This is a genomic window from Neorhizobium sp. T6_25 (assembly GCF_002968555.1).
Lineage (GTDB): Bacteria > Pseudomonadota > Alphaproteobacteria > Rhizobiales > Rhizobiaceae > Neorhizobium.
This window is the reverse complement of sequence record NZ_PVBL01000028.1, coordinates 26240-46178: the sequence shown is the minus strand read 5'-3', so window position 1 is coordinate 46178 and position 19939 is coordinate 26240. Positions and strand designations below refer to the sequence as shown.

Sequence of the window (19939 nt, the reverse complement as noted above, 5' to 3'; positions counted from 1 at the left end):
ATCCTCCGCCGGGCACGGGGCACATCCATGCTCGGCATGGTGAACCGCATGATTGAAAGCCGCGAAAGGCGGTTCTTCCTCCGAGAGAATGTCGCCGCTGTTGTGGAGGAAATCTGCACCGCGGGGCCTCTCAGCGCGCAGATGACCGCGTGTATTTTGATCGTCAGTCGGCTGGGGCGCGACAGGGACCGCCCTCTCGATCCCACTATTGTCGTCGCGGCCTGCTTGTGGGCGCGAACGGAGGTGGTGTCGATCATCTGGATGTCGCCGTCATCGGCGGCGGTGACGGCATCCATCATCCCGTTTCACACGCCCGCCCTTCGCCATCGTAAAAACGATTGCAGCAGGTGGTGAATGGCCCATGGCAGGCAGCAAATCGGGCCATGGTAGCGGGTCGCAGAACCACACGATGCGGTTCAACAAGCAGCAGTGTCCACGTGAGAAACGCCTCTGGACTGGTTCGGTCGAAGCGGTTGGATCACGCGCCACTCAAAGTCGGTTAGATCATTTAGGACAGAGCATGAAATGGAACTTGAGGCGACCGAACGGGTCCGGCTGCAGGTTAGCGGCGGGCTGTTACCCAGTCTCGGAATGCCTCAAGACGCGACCGAAGGTGAAGGGGGCCGCCAGCGCCACGAAGCACGTTGCCTCCGTCCAACACGTCCACGAGCCGTCTTTATGCTCTTAATTGTGCGTGCTCCGATCGAGCGTCTTGCCATCGCAGTCGGTGCCAGCGAGATCGATCGCCAACGATCAGCCGGGTTGTCAATAGTATTGATGGAAGGGCCAAAAATCGTATTCCCATTTTCCATCGCATTGCGCTTCGTACCAGCGCGCAAACAAGTCACGAACGTCCATTGCTCCACCCTATATGACAGGCATCCGGGGGAAAGAACTGACCTACCGGCTAGCGAATGCCCCGTTGATGAACGCCGAGGATCTCCTGGGTCATTTTAAATAGCTGCGGGCAGAGACCAATGCATCGACGGCTTGCGACGGGGCTCCGTTGAGGCTGTGGGCCTCTCAACACCTGAAATTTATGATCGACACACTGTGCGGTTTTTACGGCGATGGATGCCGGAAACTGCACGCATGGCTGAGAAGTAAGACGGGTCGTCCAGCGCTCAGGTCCAGGCGCAGCCTTGAAACGCGCCGATGGGCAGCTTCAGGTATCGCATGCCGTTGGCTTCCGGTTCCGGAAGCTGGCCGCCATTGATGTTGACCTGCAGCGCGTGCAGGATCAGTTTCGGCATCGGCAGGGTGCGATCCCGCCTTTCGCGAAGGGCGACGAACTCGCCCTCGCCGGGAGACTGCTTAAGATGGATGTTCTGCGTTCTCTGGTGCTCTACCGTGCTTTCCCACTGCGGCTGCCGGCCGCCGGGCTGATAGTCGTGTCCGACGAAAACCCGCGTATGTCCGGGCAGGGCCAGGATGGCCTGGATGCTTGACCACAGAGCACTTGCGCTGCCGCCCGGAAAATCCGTGCGGGCCGTGCCGCCGTCCGGCATGAACAGCGTGTCATGCACGAATACGGCGTCTCCGGCGACATAGGTGATCGACGCAAGCGTATGGCCGGGCGAATACATGACGCCCACATCGAGGTTGCCGATGGAGAAGGTTTCTCCATCGGAGAACAAGCGGTCCCACTGGCTGCCGTCGACAGGCAGGTCTGGCCAATTGTAGATCTGCGCCCAGATTTTCTGAACATCGATCACGTGAGCACCGATCGCCATCGGCGCGCCGGTCACGCTCTTCAGATAGGCAGCCGCCGAGAAGTGGTCGGCATGCGGATGAGTGTCGAGGATCCACTCCAGGCGCAGGTCGTGCCGGCGGACATGGTACAGCAGGGCATCGGCGTTATGGGTCGCCGTCGAACCGGACTTCTCATCGAAGTCGAGAACCGGATCGATGATGGCGCAGGCCCTGGTTTGCGGGTCGCTCACCACGTACTGGATCGAACAGGTACGCGGATCGAAGAATGCAGCGACGTCAGGTCTATGCATAACTGGCCTCCCGAAGATCCGGTGTACGCGGAGAAAAGATCGCCCGAGCGGGATCGAATGTATAAATTTCGGTATAGGAGGTCGCATCCCGCGCCAGTTGCGCGACAGATTGAAGAATGAATTGGACGGTCTCGTCCGAAAGCAGAACGCTCAGATTGAGCCGCGTAAAGCCCGGCTTCTCGATCTCGTTGCCGCTCAGGATTGCCTGCCTGATCCGCTCCGACGTCTCGGGATCGATCGACAGCAGCCGGTGCACATACGGGCCTGCGCAGGCGCAGCCCCCGCGGGCCTGAATGCCGAACCGGTCGCTGAGCATGCGGGTGACCAATTGTTGATGAACGTAGCCGCCCTTGCCGTCCCCGATGCGAAACGAGAATATCGGCAGGCGCGCCATCGCGGCGGAGCCCAGAAGCTCGATCTGCGGCACGTCCTGCCAGGCGGCGAGTGCCCTTTGCGTGAAGTCGTCGTTCCGCCGGCGGATTTCCTCCAAGCCGATCGCGTGCTTGACGAGGAAGACAAGTGCCGCACGAATGTCACCGACGACATTGGGCGTTCCGGATTCTTCACGGGCTTCCAGGCTGTCGCTGTAATCGTGGCAGGTGGGCGACACGAATTTGACGGTGCCGCCGCCCGGCCAGGACGGTTTGTTGGTGACGACGGCGTCATGCCGCACGATCAGCACGCCGGAAGCCCCCGGGCCACCGAGGAACTTGTGCGGCGATACCACGATCGCATCGATCTCGGCGCCCTGCACCGGCGTCATCGAGATCGGCATGTAGGGTCCGGCGCCGGCATAGTCCCAGACGATCTTGGCGCCCGCCTGTTTTGAGAGCCTGGTGACGGCGGCGACGTCGGTGGAGATGCCGGTTATGTTCGATGCGGCTGAAAACGAGCAGATTGTCATGTCGGCACCAGTGCTCTGAAGGGCCTCGTCCAGAAGGACAAGATCCGGACCGCCGCCGCTGCCTTCTGGAATTTCGACGATCTCTGCGCCGCTCTCGCGCCAGGGCAGGATGTTCGAGTGATGCTCGTAGGGTCCGACGATCACGCAAACCCGCAGACCGGCAGCGATCGCATCGGTGATGCCCAGCAGGTGGACGAGTCGATTGAGGCCAGCAGTCGCGCCGGATCCCGCAAAAATGGCGGCATGGCGGCTATCTGCTCCGCAGCATTCTTTGATGACCGACCGTGCCTCACGTCGCAGGCGGGTCATCATCCCCCCGCAATAGGAGGCTTCCGTATGGCTGTTGGCGTAATAGGGGAGAACCTCATCGAGAACAAACTGCTCGACCTGCCTGAGCGCCCGTCCCGAGGCGACGTAGTCGGCATAAACGAGATCCTTCAAGCCGAACGGCCCGTCGACCTTCGCCCTCGAACCGATCAATCCGTCTTTCAACGCGCTGATCGGATCGGCGATCTCGAGGCTGCTTCTGAACTTGCCAAGGACGGTGACGAGCTCCTTTGATGGATTGAGATCGGCCTGTTCACGCATCGTCGGTTCTCCAGACAGCAATTGACAGCGACTATAATCTCGACCACCGTCTGAAAACTTCACCTATTTTTCAGGCAACAGGCGGAAATGCGGGTCACATGATCGATAAATCCGTAAATTTTGATCATATTGATCTGAAAATCCTGACCTGCCTTCAGCGCAACGCCGCACTCTCGCAACGGGATCTGGCCGAACAGGTGGGGCTTTCGCAAAATGCCTGCTGGCGCCGGCTCCAGCGGCTCCAGTCAAGCGGCGTGGTCGGCGGTTCACGCGCCGAGGTCGATCTCGAGATGTTGGGCTTTGACCTGACGGTCATCGTGATGATCCGGACCCGTCACCATTCCAAGGAATGGTCCGAGGATTTCCGCAAGCATGTCGACCGGCTGCCGGAAGTCATCGATTTCTATCGGATAGGCGGAGACTGGGATTACCTGATCAAGGTCGTCACCCGCGGAATTTCAGGCTACGACGCCTTCTATCAAAAGCTCATCACCAATTTCGACCTGGCGACCGTGACCGGATTTTTCGCCATGGAAGCCATCATTCGCAATCGGGCCGTGGACCTAAGCCGCCTGAGGTGAACGCACGAGGCCTGTGTGGCCCATCCCCTTATCGGTCAGCTCAAGCCTCTCCTGCGTTGACGCGAATGAGGCCATATTCGCGGTTTCACCAAATACCGGTTGGGGATTGGATGCAGCGGCGCGGTCTTCCGCGACGAAAGGGGGGCGAGACGGGCAATGTATTTTAGTTAATTAGAAATTATCGATATGGTGCGACATTTTGCCCTGACGATCGAGCCGGTCGTCCCTAAGCGCCTTTGATTGGAGAGCCGCAGCATGAACCGCCCAAGCATCAAGCAAGCCCTTGTCCTGAAGCTGTCGATTATCAGTGTGTTCATGATTGGTTTATCCTATATCTCCCTCAGTACGATCTCGACGCTTAGCGCCAATGCGGAGCAGATCGGGACCTTCTGGATACAACGGCTGTTGACGGCTCGTGAGATAAAAGGTGATTTCCTCGATCTCAAGCTTGTCTATGCCAGCTACATCCTCGACGATACGGCAGAGGAGCGGAGTATCGGGAAGCGAAAGATCGACGCCGCTGTCGCTGCAGTCGAAAAGGTTGTTGGCGACTACGAAAAAGGCGTCCGGACTGAGCGCGGGAGGGAACTGATCAATCGGATCAAGCCGGAGTTCAGCAAATATCGCGCCTCGGCTGAGCAGATGGTTGCACTTCATAACAGCGGAAAGACATCGGAAGCGGTTCATTTATTCAAGAAGGATATGGAGTCGCAAGCCGAACTGGTGGACAAGGGGGTAACCGATCTGGTTGCGTTCATCCTCAACCAGGCTGAAGGCTTTGTGGCGGCAAGCGGTGCCTCCGCAAAGTCCGCTTTCCTGCAGACGGCGGCGATCGCCGTGCTTGCGGTGCTCATAGTTCTCGCCGGCATCGTGTTTGCGATATCAGGCGTCGCGAATCCGATCCGAAGGATCACCTCCGCGATGAAGCAACTGTCGGACGGAGACCTTGATAGCAATATTCCTTACGCCGGGCGCGCCGACGAAGTTGGTGAAATGGCCGGTGCAGTGGAAGTTTTCCGTCACAATGCCCTCAACGTCGTCAGGCTCGAGAATGAAGCGGCTGAATCCCGCATCGAGATGGAGACGGCGCGTGTTGCCGCTCAGCAGCGCGCAGAACGGGAGGCCGAACAATTGCGCTTCGCGACCACGACATTGGGCGGAGGTCTGCAGCGGCTTGCGGCGGGCGACATCTCATTTCAGCTTTCTGAGCAATTTGGGGCCGAATACGAGGCCCTGCGCGAGGATTTCAATGCTTCGCTCCGCCAACTGGGCACTACAATCGGTGCGGTACTCCAAACCGTACAGAGCATAGACAGTGGGACCGGTGAGATTGCATCCGGTGCTCAGGACCTTTCCAAGCGCACAGAACAACAGGCGGCCTCTCTCGAGGAGACGGCCGCTGCCTTGGATGAGATTACGTCCAATGTCGCGATGTCGACGAAACGCACCGACGAGGCACGCAATGTGGCCCTAGAAGCCAATGCCAGCGCCAAACGGTCAGCGGCGGTGGTATCGGAAGCCGAGAAAGCCATGCGGCGCATCGAAGACAGCTCGCAGCAGATTTCGAACATCATCGGCGTGATCGATGAAATCGCCTTCCAGACGAACCTTTTGGCGCTCAACGCTGGTGTTGAAGCCGCCCGTGCGGGTGAGGCGGGCAAAGGTTTCGCAGTCGTCGCACAGGAAGTCCGCGAGCTTGCCCAGCGGGCTGCTCAAGCGGCCAAGGAAATCAAAGGGCTCATCCAGAAATCATCGGCCGAAGTGGAAAATGGCGTGAAACTGGTTCTCGAAACCGGGACGTCGCTCAAGTCGATAGGTGAGTACGTTGTGCAGATCAATCAGGTCATGGATGCGATTGCCACTTCGGCGCGCGAGCAATCGACCGGACTCGCCGAAATCAATACGGCCGTCAATCAAATGGACCAGGCGACGCAGCAGAACGCGGCGATGGTCGAGCAGTCGACAGCCGCTGTCGCTTCGTTATCGTCGGAGGCGAGCCGCCTGCGGCATCTTGTCAATCAGTTCCAATTGGAGAGCGACAATACATCCAATAGACAGCGGATCGGGCGGCCCCTGCAAACCGGCCGGCTAGTGGAAATCGCTCCCCGCCGCGCGAGTCAAAGATGAAGCGCGGCCCTTGTACGGGCGCCAACTTCGCCTTTGCCCTACAACTGGCTTCCTGAGGCGGAGGTCGTACCACGCGACGGGCTTCGCAACGCCACTTCTCGCCTCGACCCGGTCAGCCAAAAAGAGGTCATCTCCTTCCTGCAGGAGAACGCCGCAGAGACGGGGCTCGCCATCGTGTTGGTCACCTCACGACCGGGATATTGCCAAGACGATATCCACACGGATCATCGTTCTCGGCGACCGTGAAGGAAAAACCGTGAGGTCGTCGGCTACGGCGCCATCGGATATCCCCGTGGTCTCGATCGACGTCGTTCCCTACACGCATGCTCGATTGGCTGAGAACGCCTTTCTCAACTCTTGCCCCGCTCCTCGGGAACGAGGCTTTCCAGATTCAGGCCAAGCGCATCGCCGAGCTTTTTCATGGTGGGCAGGGTCACGGCCATGTCGAGGATCGAGCTTACGGTCTGGTCGACGGGGGAGGCCATGCGTTCGCCGGCCTCACCTGAGCGGCCTAGACCGGTGATGTGGTTGATCGAGATGCCCTTGATCTTCTCGGCCGGCTTGACCATCTCGCCGATGATGGCGGGCAGCGCGGCTAGCCGCGCCTTTTCCATCTCCATGGCCGCCAGTTCCGGCGAGCGGGTGTTTTCCGCCTCAATCCGGGCAGCCTCGCCGTCGGCCTCAGCCTTCTTCTGGATGCGCAGCGTGTCAGCCTCGTCCCGGCGGATCAGACCGCGGGTCTTGGCGGCGATCTGGTCGCTTTCGGAGGTGATGCGCACGCGCGTCGCCTGCGCTTCCGCATCCTGTTCGGCCGCCAGCAGCGCAAGCCGCTTGCGGCGCTCGGCCTCCGCCACCTGGCGCACCGTCTCAAGGTTTTCCTCCGCGGTGATCACGGCCGCGCGCGCGTCCGCCGCCTCCGCCTTGGCCTGGCTTTCCTCCTGGCTCTTTGCCGAAATCAGGATGGAACGATCCTGCTCGGCGATTTCAAGCGCACGCGCCTGATTGATCTCGGCCTCGCGGATGATCTGCTCGCGGGCGATAGAGGCCGACTGGATGGCGCGTTCCATGCCGATGCGGGCTTCGGCCGCCGCGGTCTCGGCCTCCGCCTTGCGGCGGGCGACTTCCGTCAGTTGCTGTGCCAGCAGCAGTTCGATCTCCTGGGTCTGCTGAATTTCGGCGCGACGCTGTTCCAGCTCGATTTCCAGCTTGCGTCGGTTGGAATCCACCTCCGCGCGGCGCACGCTGACCTGGCTCTCGCCCTCGATCTCCGCCCGCTCCTTCTTTGACTTGGCAATGACCTCGGCGAGCTTGCGCATGCCCACGGCGTTGAAGGCGTTGTTTTCGTCCAGAGCCGAGAACGGCGTCTGGTCGAACGACGTCAGCGAGACGCTGTCTAGTTGCAGGCCGTATTTGGAAAGAGTGCCCGAGAGGGCTTCATGCACCTGTCGCACAAATTCCCCGCGGTTTTCATGCAGTTCGTCCATGGTCATCTGGGCGGCGATGGCGCGCAATGCATCCACCATCATGCCGTCGACGAGGGATTTGAGTTGATCGGCCTGGAAGGTGCGCCGGCCCAGCGTCTGCGAGGCCCGCACCACCGCGGCTTTTTCCGGGACAACCGAGGTGTAGAACTCGGCGCCGACATCGATGCGCATGCGGTCCTTGGTGATCAGGGCGCTATCGCCGGTGCGCGTCACGTCCATGCGGATGGTCTGCATATTGACGCGTCCGACCTCATGAAAATAGGGGATCGCCAGCGTGCCGCCGTCGATTACCACCTTGCGGCCGCCGATGCCGGTGCGCACGAGGCTCACCTCATTGCTGGCCCGCTGGTAGAACAGGGCGGCCAGCACGATCAGGATGGCCGCTAGAATGAGTAGGATGATGATCCAGCCCAGAGCGCTCATGGAAAAGTCCTTTCGATGCCGGTCAGAACTGCGGCGGGAAATGGCGGCCGCCGCGATCCAGGGTGATCCAGCGCAGCTCGGTGAAGGCGTCAAGCGACCAGCGCCCGCCATATCGTCCGACGCCGCTGGCCTTGGTGCCGCCGAAGGGCACATGCGGCTCGTCGTTGATATTCTGGCAGTTGATGTGGCAGATGCCGGTTTCCAGCCGCTCGGCCAGCCGCAGCGCCCGCGCCTCGTCCTTCGACCACACCGCGGCGGTCAGCCCGTATTCCGTATCGTTGTTGAGCGCTGCCGCCTCGCCATCGTCGCGGAACGGGCAGACCACGACCACAGGCCCGAAGGTCTCGTCGTGCCATATGTTCATGGAGCTGTTGACATTCGTGAGCACGGTCGGCTCGACGAAATTCTCCCAGGCACGGCCGCCGAGCTCCACCCTGGCGCCTTTGGCCACCGCGTCGTCGATCAATGCCTTGACGCGAAGCGCCTGGCGGGTGTTGACCAGCGGGCCGATGACATTGGAGGGATCGTTGGTATGGCCAGTCTTGAGCTTGCGGGCGCGCGCCAGGAAGCGTTCCATGAACGGTTCGAAGATCTTCTCGTGCACCAGCAGCTTTTCCGTGGACATGCAGACCTGGCCCTGGTGCATGAAGCTGCCGAAATTGGCGGCCCGCGCGGCGGCGTCCAGGTCGGCATCCTCCAGCAGGATCATCGAATCCTTGCCCCCCAGCTCGACGCAGACCTTCTTGAGATAGGCGCCGCATTTGGCGGCGATCTGGCGGCCGACGGCGGTGGAGCCGGTGAAGCTGATCGCCTTGACCTTCGAGTTGCCGATCATCTCGTCGCCCACGGCGCCGACGCTCTCGCGCGAGCAGGTGACGACATTGAAGACGCCGGCCGGTACGCCGGCTTCCTCGAGGATTTCGGCAAAGTAGAGGCCGCCCGAATAGGGTGTATCCTCCGAGGGTTTCAGCACGATCGTATTGCCGACGGCAAGGGCTGCGGCAAAGCCGCGCGAGGTCAGGATGCCCGGCATGTTCCAGGGGCTGATGACGCCGACCACCCCGAGCGGAAAGCGGGTGGCCATCATGAACTTGTGGTGTTCGGATGGCAGCACGTCGCCGATCGACTGGTAGCAGAGCGCGGCCGCAGAACGGAACACTTCCGCCACGTAGCCTGCCTCGAACATGCCTTTGCCCTTCCAGCCGCCGCCTTCGGCCATGGCCGCGGCACAGAAGTCCGCCTTGCGATGATCCCAGACGTCGGCGATCTTCAGGAGCAGGTGCGCGCGTTCGTGAAAGGCACGGCCCGCCCAGTCGCCGAATGCCGCCTGGGCCGTATCGATCGCCCGGCGCATGTCGGCAGCGGAGCCGTCCGGGATACGCGCATAGACGGAGTTGTCGGAGGGGTTGAGGTCCTCGAAGGTGCGGGCGGCGGGCACCCATTGGCCGCCGATGAACATGCCCCTGACGGAGGGCGTGGCGGACGTGACGACATCAAGCATAATGCAATCTCCTCAGTTGCGGTTGGGATCGTGGCGCCATGCCCGAGCGCGGGCAGCGGCTTCCTCGATCTCTTTCAGGACGGATTTCAGTCGATCCTGGCTGTTGCCCATCTCAAGGGAGGGCGAAGCCGGATAGGATGGCGGGACGGCGGAATGGCCACGTGGCGGCGCGGACGGCATGGCGGTGCGGTGTTCGGCCCGGCTGGCGCGGCTGGCCTCGGCGATGATGTCGCCGAGCGACAAGCCTCCGAGTAGGGCATCCGCCGCGCCGCGCATGGCGGGGGCAGGGGATGCGACCGGACGAGGGATGGAAGCAGACCCGGCTGGTGTGGGCCGCCCCTCATCCCCCTGCCGGGACCTTCTCCCCGCAGGCGGGGAGAAGGGAGAAGCCGCGGCGTTTCCGTTCCCCCTCGCCCGGTTGGCGGGGAGAGGGTCGCCGAGCGTAGCGGAGGCGGGGTGAGGCGCGGCCGCATCCCGCCGCGCCGCCGTTGGCAGGGCGGCCAATACGGAAGCGGCGATATCGGCCGGTGATGCACCCGATGTCCGTGGCGGGATATACGTGGGAGTTGTGGAGTGGGTGGGTGTGGACCCAAGCGCAGTTGGCGTCGCCGTACGCGCGCCCGGCCGTTGACCTGATGCCGACGCCTTGCCTCCGCCCAGATAGGCGGCCTGCACCGCCGGATCGTTGCGCAGGTCCTGCGCCCGGCCCTCATGGATGATATGGCCATTCTCCAGCAGATAACCCCGGTCCGCGATGGCCAGGCTCTGCTTGGCATTCTGCTCCACAAGCAGGATGCCAATGCCGGTGTCGCGCACCACCTTCAAGGCCTGGAACAGCTCCTTGCAAAGCAGGGGGGAAAGACCGAGCGAAGGCTCGTCCAGTGTCAGCAGAGCGGGGTTCGACATCATCGCGCGGCCGATCGCCACCATCTGCTGCTCGCCGCCGGACATGGTTCGCACGATCTGCTTGCTGCGCTCCTGCAGCTTGGGAAAGAGCCGCAGCACGCGCTCCAGGTTGCCGGCCTCTTCGTCGCGGGCGCGGGGTGCATGGGCTCCGAGCCGCAGGTTTTCGGCAACCGACAGGTCGGCGAAGACACCTCGGCCTTCCGGCACGAGAGCGATGCCTTCGTCGACGATCTTGTTGGCGGCAAGCCCCAATATATCGCGGCCCTGCATGGTGATCGTGCCGGTCGCGCGTCCCTCGCAGATGCCGGAGACGGCCTTGAGAAGGGTGGATTTTCCGGCGCCATTGGCGCCCAGGATGACCACGATTTCGCCCCGGCCGACCTTGAGCGATGCGCCTTCCAGCGCACGGTGCTGGCCGTAGGAGACAGACAGTCCCTTCACCTCAAGCATCGTCGTCGTCTCCCAGATAGGCGCGGATCACGGCAGCGTCGGACAGGACTTCGGCGGGTGTTCCCTCGGCGATCTTGGTGCCGGCGGCCATGACGACGCAGCGGTCGCAGAGCGAGCGGATCGCATCCATCACGTGCTCGACGAGGATAACCGTCCGGCCTTCGTCGCGCAGGCCGCGGATCAGGCGTATTCCCTCCTCCAGTTCGGTCGGGTTGAGCCCGGCAAGCCATTCGTCCAGCAGCACGACGCCCGGCTCTCCGGCGAGCACGCGGGCCAGTTCGACGCGCTTGGTGTCAATATATGTCAGTTGCCCCACCATCATATGGCCGCGGCCGGCCAGACCTACCTTTTCCAGCATGGCCTCGGCGACCGCATCCGCCTCATGGCCCCAATGGCGGCGATGGCCGAAGACCGCGCCGGCCTTGACGTTTTGCAGCACGGTCATCGAGGGCAGCAGGCGCACCAGTTGGAAGGTGCGAGCCACCCCGCGCCGCGCGATATCCTGCGCGGCCAGATGGGTGATGGGTTGTCCCCGCAGGCTGATCGCCCCCGAGGTGACGGGAAAGGCGCCCGAAATCAGATTCAGCGTGGTCGATTTTCCCGAGCCATTCGGCCCGATCAGGCCTAGCACCTGATGTTCGGTCACGTCGAAATCCATGCGGTTGACGGCCACTAGACCGCCGAAGCGCTTGGTAACGCCGCGAAGGGATAGAAGCGCAGTCATGCATAGCCCTCCGCCGACCGCATTCTCCTGGCTGCCAGATCGATCAGCCCGACGAAGCCCTTGGGCAGCAGGTAGACGATGACGAGGAAGCAGACACCGAGAAGCAGGGTGGTCTGGTTGGGGAACGACACGGAGATCGCCTCCCACATGAAGGTGAAGGGGATGACGCCGACGAGCGGTCCCCACAGCCGGCCGGTTCCCCCCAGGAGCGCCATGATCACCACCTGGAAGGACAGCATCGGCGAGAAGGCGAGCGACGGCTCGATATAGACATAACGCGGAGCGAGCATGGCGCCGGTGATGGCGGCCACAGCACCCGGCACCATGAACAGCAGGATCTTGGCCCGTGCCGTGTCGATGCCCGAATGGCGCGCAACCGCCTCGTCGTCGCCGATGATCCTGAGCGCGAAGCCCAGCCGCGAACGGCCGATCAGCCAGCCCAGCAGCCAAACCAGCGCGGCGAGCCCCAGCAGCTGCCAGTAGATGTGCATCTCGCCGATCGAGGTCAGCACGTAGATGCCCTTGGTGCCGGAGATGTTCTGGCTCCAGGTGATGATCTGGCGCACGAATTCGGCCAGCCCCAAGGTGAAGATCACAAAGTAGACCCCCGACAGGCGCAACGTCGCCAGGCCGACAAGGGCGGCCATGACGGCACCGCTGACGCCGGCAATCGGCAGCAATGTCCAATAGGGCAGATACTGAATGCCGATGCCGGTCACATAGGTGCCGACGCCGAAAAACGCGGCACTTGCGAGCGAGATGTAATGGGTCGGCCCGGAAAACAGCGCCCAACTGGTGGCCAGTACCGTGTACATGGCAATGGTGACGCCGATGCTCAGGCCATAGGCGCCTGCCGTCCAAGGGAGGCAGGCCGCAATGGCGAGCGCTATGGCGCACAGCGCCAGATTGCCCCAGTCGCGAGAGGAAAGAGCGTTCATGTGGTCGGCCTCCCGAACAGGCCCTGAGGGCGAAACAACAGGATCACGACGAACAGCAAATAGGCGGCGGCCAATGTCAGGCCGGGATCGATCAGGCGGGCGACGAAGGTTTCCAGCAGGCCCAGCAGCAGGGCCGCGACGATCGTGCCGCGCACGTCGCCCACACCGCCCATGATGACGATCACCAGCGCCTTCAGCGTGAAAATCACGCCCGTCGAGGCATCGAGCGTGAGGAACGTCGAGATCAGTGCGCCGCCGGTGGCCGTGACCGCACCGCCGAGCGCAAAGGCCAGTGCCGCCGTGCGCCGGACATCGATGCCGACCAGCCGCGCGCTTTCCGGGGCAACCGAGATGGCGCGGATCGTCATGCCGGCCCGGCTGCGGTTGAGCCACAGCCACAGCAGCCCGCAAACGACGACAGCGGCCAGAAACGCCGCGACACGATTGGCGCCGTAGGTATCGCCCAGGATATGGACGGGCTCCGAAAGATAGGAATAGCTGAAATAATCGCCGCCGAAAAAGGCCAGCATCAGGCCGACGGCCACGAAGGACAGACCGAAGGTCGTGAGGATAGAATCCACCTCCAGCTGGCCGCGCGATTTGGCGCGCTTTACCAGCGGGCGCAGGAAAATCAGATAGATCAGCCAGTTCAGCAGAAAGGCGACCGGCGCCACGACGAACACGGTCAGCAGCGGGCTGATCTGGCTTCCGGTCCAGAACCAGAAGGCCACGAACCCCCCAGCCACCAGCATTTCGCCGTTGGCGAGGTTCATGATCCGGGCCATGCCGTATTGCAGGTTCAGGCCCATGGCGATCAGCGCATAGGTTCCGCCCAGCAGTAGCCCTGTTATGAGTATGTCCATGCCATTCCCCGGCTTGAAAGATGCCCGGGATCCGGTTGCGGATCCCGGGAATGCCTGTTGCTTTTACTTCCAGGCAGCCTTTTTCCGCACGTCGACAGCGCCGTCGCGACCGGTCGAGGCCACGCCCTTGAACACGCCGCCCTGCCACTGGCCTACCGTCCAGAACGAGGGGTTGTTGTTGTGTCCGTCGAACTTGATCGGGCCGATCACGGTGTCGAAGCTGTTTGCCTTGATGTGCTTGATGATGGCGGCATTATCGAAGGAACCGACAGCCTCGATCGACTTTTCCAGGACCTGGAAAGACGAATAGACCATGGCGCTTGCCCAATAGTCCGGCTTGGCGCCCGTGATCTCTTCGTGGCGTTTGGCATAGGCCTTGAAGGCCTCTCCGTCGGCATTGACACCGCCGATTCCCAGCACACCGTCGACCGCTGTGCGGAACCGGCCCGCATAGGCCGGGAATGCGGTGGCGACGGCGGTGAAGAATGCACCGACCTTGAGATCTTCGACAATTGCCTGTTCGGTCAGCGCGAAGGTGTCTGGCGGATAGGACCAGGCAATGAAGGCATCCGGCGCGGCGGCCTTGGCGGCCTTCATGACCGGCGACAGGTCCTGGGTGCCGAGCGGATAGGACGTCTCGTAAACCAGCTCGAAGCCGGCTTTCTTGAAGGCGGGCTTGGCCTCGTTCATCAGTTCGATGCCGAAGGCGTCCGCGACGTTGACCATGGCGAGCTTCTTGCCGATATCGCCCCGATCGCGCAGCTTGACCATGGTGTCCACCACACCCTGCACCACCGGCTTGGCGCCGCCAAGCGTGATGAAGACGTTGGGGAACTGAGCGGATAGGGCATCGGCCTTGTCGGTGGTCGCCGTCGAGGTGATCATCGGCAGGCCGTAGCGTGCGTAGATCGGTGCGGCGGCGAGGTTGAGGCCGGTCGAATAGGGCGGAAGCACGATCTTTGCCTTGTCCTGGTCGACAAGACGCTGCACGGCCTTGATGGTTTCGCCCGGATTGGTCTGGTCGTCGTATTCTATGGCTTCAAGCTTGTAGGTCTTGCCGCCGACCTTCAGGCCGCCGCGACCGTTCACGTCGCTGATCCAAAGCTTGACGTTCGGCCAGTAGCTGACCGCCGCCCCGCCGGCCAGAGGCCCGGTTTTGGGCGCAACCGCGCCGACCTTCAGAACCTCCTGCGCCATGGCCGGAGCTCCGGCAACGCTGGCTGCAAGCGCCAAGGCGGCCAGCCGGGTAAATGTCCTGCGTTTCATTCTCTTCTCCTCCCGTTGTTGCATGCTAAGTCCGTGTGGCGGGCTCATCCGACTTGGTCGGGCAGGTCCCGTTCGGTCATCCACTGGATTTCGGTGAACTCCTCGATCACCGCCCTCCCACCAAAGCGGCCGTAACCGCTTGCCTTCACGCCCCCGTAGGGCATCGTCGGATCGTCGCAGACCGTCGTCCCGTTGATATGCACCGCCCCGACTTCTATCCGTCGCGCGATTTGCCGTGCGCGCGGCAGGTCAACCCCGAAGACGGCGGCCGTCAGGCCGTATTCCGTATCGTTGGCAACGGTCACGGCCTCGTCGGCATCCGCCACCCGAACCACCCCGACCACCGGGCCGAAGGTCTCTTCCTCATAGATCCGCATGCCGTAGGCGACATGGTCGAGTATGGTCGGCTGTATCAGCGTGCCGGCATTCTTCCCGCCCGTGACCAGCACCGCACCCTTGGCCAGGGCATCGTCAACCAGGCCGTGGAGGCGCGCCGCCGCCTCCGGACTGATGACGTGACCGTAGAGCGGCTGGCCGGTTGCCGGATCGCCGCACAGCCGGTCGGCCTCCACTTTCAGCCGGGCAATGAAGCTGTCGGCCAGGCTCTCCTCGACGATGATCCGGTCTGTCGACATACAGACCTGGCCCTGGTTGAAGAAAGCGCCGTGGGCGACCGCCCTGGCTGCTCCATCCAGATCCGCATCGGCGAGCACGACCGATGATGCCTTGCCGGAGAGTTCCAGCAGGCAACGCTTGAGATGCCGCGCCGCCATCTCGGCGATCTGCCTGCCGACCCGGGTCGAGCCGGTGAAATTCACGCGCCGCACGGCCGGATGGGCAATCAGCGCCTCGACCACGTCATGGGCATCCTCGGGTGCGCTACTCACATAGTTCAGCACACCGTCCGGCAGGCCCGCATCGATCAGGATCTGTGCCACGGTCTCGTGCACCTTGGGGCAAAGCTCCGAACCCTTCAGAACCACCGTGTTGCCAAGCGCCATCGGCGCTGCAACCGCCCGGACGGCCAGGGCCACCGCCGCATTCCATGGCGCAAGCCCCAGGACCACGCCAGCCGGCCGGCGGAACAGGCGGTAGCGAACGCCCGGCGGCCCGCCTTCCACCTCATCGTCGCGGATGGCATCGACGAGGCTCGCAGCCTGACGCAGGGTCGCCTGGGCAACCTCGACATTGAAGTGGATCCATTCGGGAGTTGCGCCGACCTCGAGATGAGCGATCGCGCACAAGCTGTCGATGCGGTCCATCAGCAGGTCCGCCCCGCGCAGGAGCAGCGCCGAGCGCTCCTGCGGTCGAAGGCCGGACCATGCCGGAAAGGCTCCGGCAGCAGCATCGGCGGCGGCTTCCGCTTCCGTTGCACCGAAGGCCGCGGCCTGCGTCAAAACCGTTCCCGTTGCCATGTCGCGGCGTTCGTAACTGCGCTCATCCAGCGCGGAAACGGACGCTCCACCGACGATACCCCTCGCTACGAACATACGTCCTCCCAAACGGCCGTTCGTTGATCCTCCCGCCGCCCGTCTTGTTTTATTTTTTTCAGGGTTGCGGGCCCTATTTTGATTGACATCGCCGCGGAGTAAATGACGTTCTGTGGGAATGTATTTCCTCGTTGTGGGGTTTTAGATGCCCGACCGTAAACGGCTTCCATCCGCCCCCGCCCCGCGGCCGGAAGCACCTGTTCGCGCCGAGCGGTTCCGGGCAGCGCTGCAGTCGCGCGTGCTCGGCCGGGCGGGTCTTGGCGACGCGGAAAACTTCCGGGCGCTGATCCTCGAAAAGGGCGAGGCGGCTCTGCGCGACGGGGATGAGCTGGTTCTTCCCCTGACGGGTCCGGTCATGGGCTGGATACCCTGGCGGGACTGCATGCGGCTGGAATTGGGTGCCGGCGCGCAGGGGACCCATCTGCTGCTAGGTGCTTCGACGCTCGACCGGGTCCTGCAGCGTCGGGCGGAAGCATCCCAGCTGCGCTTCATGGTGGAGCGGTCCTCGTTCATGCGGCTGAGTGCCGACAACAGTGCCAGCGATGCGGTCGCCGCCTGCTTCACCGGCATACTGGCCGAAACCCTTCGCCCCGGCCCGATGTCGGCGGCCATGGTGGAATCGCTGCTGCACATTCTGCTCGTCCACCTTCATCGCAACCTGCCGTCCGGTCATGGCGCGGGCGCGCAACCCGGCGCCCCTAAGACGCTTTCCAGCCAGTTCACCGCGTTGGTCGAAAGCCATTTCCGCAAGCACTGGACGGTCGCCCGCTATGCCGGCGAACTCGGCATTTCGCGCGACCGGCTAAACGACATCTGCCTGCGCGCCTATGGCCGGCCGCCGGCGAGGCTCATCCGCGAACGGCAGCTGATGGAGGCCCGGATTTATCTTGCGAGCTCGCCCCTGTCGCTGGGGCAGGTCGCCGGTGTCCTCGGCTTTGCCGGAGCCGCTCAGTTCAGCCGGTTTTTCAAGTCGCTGCAGGGCCAATCGCCTGCGCGCTACCGCCTCGATCTGAGCCGCTTCAGCCAGGTCGACGCGTCAAGCCAGAACGCCCTTCACGCTTGGCCGTGATAATCCCGAACATGAGGTCGGGAACGCGTGAAGAGGGTGGACAAGAGCGAGGTAGCCGTTGGCACCAGTCCCAGGCCTGATGCGAATGGGTTGATTATCTCGCTATCGTAAGTCTTTCTCATTGTCCGTCACCACGACGCGGTCGTTCGCCTACGCTATGGCTGCGATGATGGTCTCGAGACCACGGCGCGACCGATCTTTTGCTTTTCCCTCCGCCATCAAGAGCGCCGACATGAGAGTCGCCTTTTCGTCGGACGGAAGAATACGATCGGCAAAGAGAGCTTGCGGCCCCTAGTCACCGGTGAACCAAGTCTCGAGAGCTGTTCGTTTCTGCCCGCACGCTTCTCCAGGATGCCTCGACGGATTTCAGCCACAGTTGGGCATGCGGTAAATAGATCTTCGCCCGACTGTTTAGCTATCCATGACCGGACGGTATGCCTTCGGGTTGGGTCCCGGAATAAGCTTCAACCGCGTCGCATGGACAGCGGCCTGTGCACTCGTACTGGCGTTGAGCTTCTTCCGCGCATTGGACATGTGAAAACATACGTTGGAATACTTCATCCCTTCGATGGTCGCGATGTCTCGAAACGATTTTCCCTGAGCATACCATGTCAAACAGACGGCTTCTTCAGGCTTCAGCTGGACAAGCATGCTTCCGTTTGCGCCGCGACGATTTCGCAGTTGAGCATGGATATGTCCGACGGTCGCGGCCGCTAAAACGGGGTCAATTTCAAGACCACTTGTCACAGCATCGTGGCGAGAGGCTACCGTGAGGATTGCAATTCCTCCAAGACCGATCGAGATCGGGAAGGATAAACCGGACCGGATATTGAACTTGGCTGCACGGGTGAAGAAGTCATCGATCAGCCGATTTTGGTCATCGCGGTAGTTTGCGGCTGACCAGTGGAACGGACGCAGTATCTCCCGCGCTTTTGTCACCACGGGGTCGATGGAAAAATAGGATCTTATCATATAGTCCGATTGCCAGGCGGCAGGATAATTCGACCTCGCGCAGATCTTGGCGCCGAGCCCCAGATATGCGTAATATTCATACCCATAGTCTCGTGTCAGCGCAGCGAGGGAGGCTTCAAAACTCGCGCCTGTCTCGGTGGTTTCCAGCGCATCACTCAGCGCCTCCAACAATCCGCTCATAGCCGTCCTCTTCTGTTTTTGAAGGCCTGATACGGTACAGCAACGACCCTCCTAAGGCCGCATTGGGTGGCAGACTTCCGCGACTATTTCGGATCAGACCAAATTCAAGGTTGTCGCGATGGCGGTCGCCTGCTGCAGGGTCATGGCGTCCAACCGCGCTCGTGCTTCGTCAAGATGGAAACGAACAGAGCTCTTGGCGAGACTGAGCAGCATTGCGATCTCCTCCATCGTCTTTCCTTCTGCAGACCACTTCAAACATAAGGCTTGCCGTGGTGTAAGCCGTGGAGTGGCCGTCGCTGTGGGTACTGCGTCAAGCAAAGTGAGATAGGCATGCACGAGCGTCGCGGCCGTCGCTGCCTTGATAGGATCGTCGAAATCTCCAACAGCAAAGCTCGTTTGCCCAGAAGCGAATGTCAAGATGGCGCTCGACCCGAACCCCACCGAAATCGGAATGGAAATTCCCGACCTGATACCGAGTTCTGCTGCTTCTTCGAAAAACCTCAGGACCTGACGCGATGGTCTGGCTTGAGGCGCCGCGCTGGACCAGGAAAACACTTGCATTTTTGACATCGAGATTTTGATCACCGGATCTATCCGGGAATAGGAACGATCGAAATAGCGCCTTTGCCAGATTAGCGGATAATTCGAAAAGGCATAGGTTTTTGCGCCTCTTAGGCGCAGATAGCAGAAATATTCAAATCCCCATCGCGCCGTCACTCGACGCAGCACGCGTGACACGTCACGCCGATCGCTGGCAAGGGACACTTCCTCTATCAGTCCATCCAATTTATCGCTCATCGGCCACCTCGAAGTGCTCATCTCGGGTTTGACTGGATACTTCGCGCCAAAACTACACCTCCTGGCGCGGGTCACGACCGGGCAAATTGAGGGTTGTCACGCGCATTTGATGACACATGATCATGTTTGCATCACGAACTTCGCCATCCGCCGCTTTCGGAAGCCGGAATCCCCTCAAAAATGAGAGCTTATCAAGCTACCCAATCAAGGCTCGAATGCAGTTTTCAAACCCGCGAGGTCGTCATGAAGATCATTGCCCTGCAGCCGTCAAACCACCATGCCGAGCAAACCCTGCTTCAAAAGATGTTCGCGCTCCGCGCACGCGTGTTCCAAGGCCGTTTGAACTGGGATGTCACCGTAGTGGCCGGCGAGGAGCGTGACGAGTTCGATGAACTGGACCCCCATTACCTGCTCGCCGTCGGAGCGCGAGATGACGTACTGGGAACAGCCCGCCTCCTTCCAGCAATGGGGCCGACAATGCTGGAAAGGAAGTTTCCAGCCCTTTTGCCTGAGGGAAAGCTCGCCCCCCATAGCCGAATGGTGGAGAGCTCCCGATTTTGCGTCGATACCTTTTCGCCCAGCAGATCAGAATTTGTCGCAGCGGAGTGAAACGCAGTGGAGAGAAATTTGGAGGGGCCGTGCGGCCTTGAGCTGGCTTTGCCCGTCCGGCAC

Annotated in this window: 17 protein-coding genes and 1 pseudogene; 5 read left to right on the top strand and 13 right to left on the bottom strand. The window is 61.8% G+C overall.

Features of this window, described 5'->3' with window-relative positions; translation table 11 throughout:
• Window positions 1-27: 27 nt before the first annotated feature.
• Complete coding sequence (locus C5L10_RS33885) at window positions 28-354, top strand: hypothetical protein (protein WP_172717213.1); 327 nt, start codon at window positions 28-30, stop codon at window positions 352-354.
• 770 nt (window positions 355-1124) lie between these two features.
• On the opposite strand, the gene C5L10_RS27550 is transcribed toward C5L10_RS33885, so the two are convergent.
• Entirely contained in the window at window positions 1125-2003 is an 879-nt protein-coding gene (locus C5L10_RS27550; RefSeq protein ID WP_105432263.1) for an MBL fold metallo-hydrolase, read from the bottom strand.
• Complete coding sequence (locus C5L10_RS27545) at window positions 1996-3495, bottom strand: aminotransferase class V-fold PLP-dependent enzyme (protein WP_105432262.1); 1500 nt, start codon at window positions 3493-3495, stop codon at window positions 1996-1998. Before C5L10_RS27545 ends, C5L10_RS27550 begins: the two co-directional genes overlap by 8 nt.
• 98 nt (window positions 3496-3593) lie before the next feature.
• On the opposite strand from C5L10_RS27545, the gene C5L10_RS27540 reads away from it, so the two are divergent.
• Window positions 3594-4076 (top strand): Lrp/AsnC family transcriptional regulator, encoded by a 483-nt coding sequence (locus C5L10_RS27540; RefSeq protein ID WP_105432261.1) that lies wholly within the window; start codon window positions 3594-3596, stop codon window positions 4074-4076.
• 255 nt (window positions 4077-4331) lie between these two features.
• Window positions 4332-6203: a methyl-accepting chemotaxis protein gene (locus C5L10_RS27535; protein WP_105432260.1), complete on the top strand. Its 1872-nt coding sequence runs from the start codon at window positions 4332-4334 to the stop codon at window positions 6201-6203.
• 350 nt (window positions 6204-6553) lie between these two features.
• Here the strand turns inward: C5L10_RS27535 and C5L10_RS27525 are convergent, their stop codons facing one another.
• The 8 genes from C5L10_RS27525 to C5L10_RS27490 all read right to left on the bottom strand — a co-directional run bounded on the left by C5L10_RS27525 (window position 6554) and on the right by C5L10_RS27490 (window position 16248).
• On the bottom strand, window positions 6554-8110 hold the full coding sequence (locus tag C5L10_RS27525) for a flotillin family protein (protein ID WP_105432259.1): 1557 nt from the start codon (window positions 8108-8110) through the stop codon (window positions 6554-6556).
• Between the two features lie 22 nt (window positions 8111-8132).
• The gene (locus C5L10_RS27520) at window positions 8133-9611 is read right to left on the bottom strand and encodes an aldehyde dehydrogenase family protein (protein WP_105432258.1); all 1479 of its coding nucleotides are present in this window, start codon (window positions 9609-9611) and stop codon (window positions 8133-8135) included.
• Between the two features lie 12 nt (window positions 9612-9623).
• Window positions 9624-10967 (bottom strand): ATP-binding cassette domain-containing protein, encoded by a 1344-nt coding sequence (locus tag C5L10_RS35025; protein WP_105432257.1) that lies wholly within the window; start codon window positions 10965-10967, stop codon window positions 9624-9626.
• Complete coding sequence (locus C5L10_RS27510) at window positions 10960-11691, bottom strand: ABC transporter ATP-binding protein (RefSeq protein WP_046606564.1); 732 nt, start codon at window positions 11689-11691, stop codon at window positions 10960-10962. Before C5L10_RS27510 ends, C5L10_RS35025 begins: the two co-directional genes overlap by 8 nt.
• Window positions 11688-12629 carry a branched-chain amino acid ABC transporter permease gene (locus C5L10_RS27505; RefSeq protein ID WP_105432256.1) on the bottom strand — a complete coding sequence of 314 codons (942 nt, stop codon included), beginning with the start codon at window positions 12627-12629 and terminating at the stop codon, window positions 11688-11690. Before C5L10_RS27505 ends, C5L10_RS27510 begins: the two co-directional genes overlap by 4 nt.
• A complete protein-coding gene (locus C5L10_RS27500; RefSeq protein ID WP_105432255.1) occupies window positions 12626-13492 on the bottom strand; it encodes a branched-chain amino acid ABC transporter permease in 867 nt (288 codons plus the stop codon). Before C5L10_RS27500 ends, C5L10_RS27505 begins: the two co-directional genes overlap by 4 nt.
• Window positions 13493-13555: 63 nt before the next feature.
• A complete protein-coding gene (locus C5L10_RS27495; protein WP_105432254.1) occupies window positions 13556-14758 on the bottom strand; it encodes an amino acid ABC transporter substrate-binding protein in 1203 nt (400 codons plus the stop codon).
• Between the two features lie 44 nt (window positions 14759-14802).
• Window positions 14803-16248: an aldehyde dehydrogenase family protein gene (locus C5L10_RS27490; RefSeq protein WP_105432253.1), complete on the bottom strand. Its 1446-nt coding sequence runs from the start codon at window positions 16246-16248 to the stop codon at window positions 14803-14805.
• Window positions 16249-16393: 145 nt separating this feature from the next.
• Between C5L10_RS27490 and C5L10_RS27485 the strand changes: the two genes are divergently transcribed.
• Entirely contained in the window at window positions 16394-17317 is a 924-nt protein-coding gene (locus C5L10_RS27485; RefSeq protein WP_105432252.1) for a helix-turn-helix domain-containing protein, read from the top strand.
• A 153-nt stretch (window positions 17318-17470) separates the two neighbouring features.
• Here the strand turns inward: C5L10_RS27485 and C5L10_RS34540 are convergent.
• The 3 genes and pseudogenes from C5L10_RS34540 to C5L10_RS27475 all read right to left on the bottom strand — a co-directional run.
• Window positions 17471-17739 (bottom strand): annotated as a pseudogene (locus tag C5L10_RS34540) (VapC toxin family PIN domain ribonuclease); the annotation flags it as partial.
• A complete protein-coding gene (locus tag C5L10_RS27480) occupies window positions 17729-18469 on the bottom strand; it encodes an autoinducer binding domain-containing protein (RefSeq protein ID WP_105432251.1) in 741 nt (246 codons plus the stop codon). The gene C5L10_RS27480 and the pseudogene C5L10_RS34540, both read right to left, overlap by 11 nt.
• A gap of 93 nt (window positions 18470-18562) precedes the next feature.
• Window positions 18563-19267, bottom strand: coding sequence for an autoinducer binding domain-containing protein (locus C5L10_RS27475; protein WP_172717212.1), 705 nt, complete (start codon window positions 19265-19267; stop codon window positions 18563-18565).
• A gap of 243 nt (window positions 19268-19510) precedes the next feature.
• Here C5L10_RS27475 and C5L10_RS27470 point away from each other — a divergent pair, with 243 nt between their 5' ends.
• A complete protein-coding gene (locus tag C5L10_RS27470) occupies window positions 19511-19876 on the top strand; it encodes an acyl-homoserine-lactone synthase (protein WP_172717211.1) in 366 nt (121 codons plus the stop codon).
• The last annotated feature ends 63 nt before the right edge of the window (window positions 19877-19939 follow it).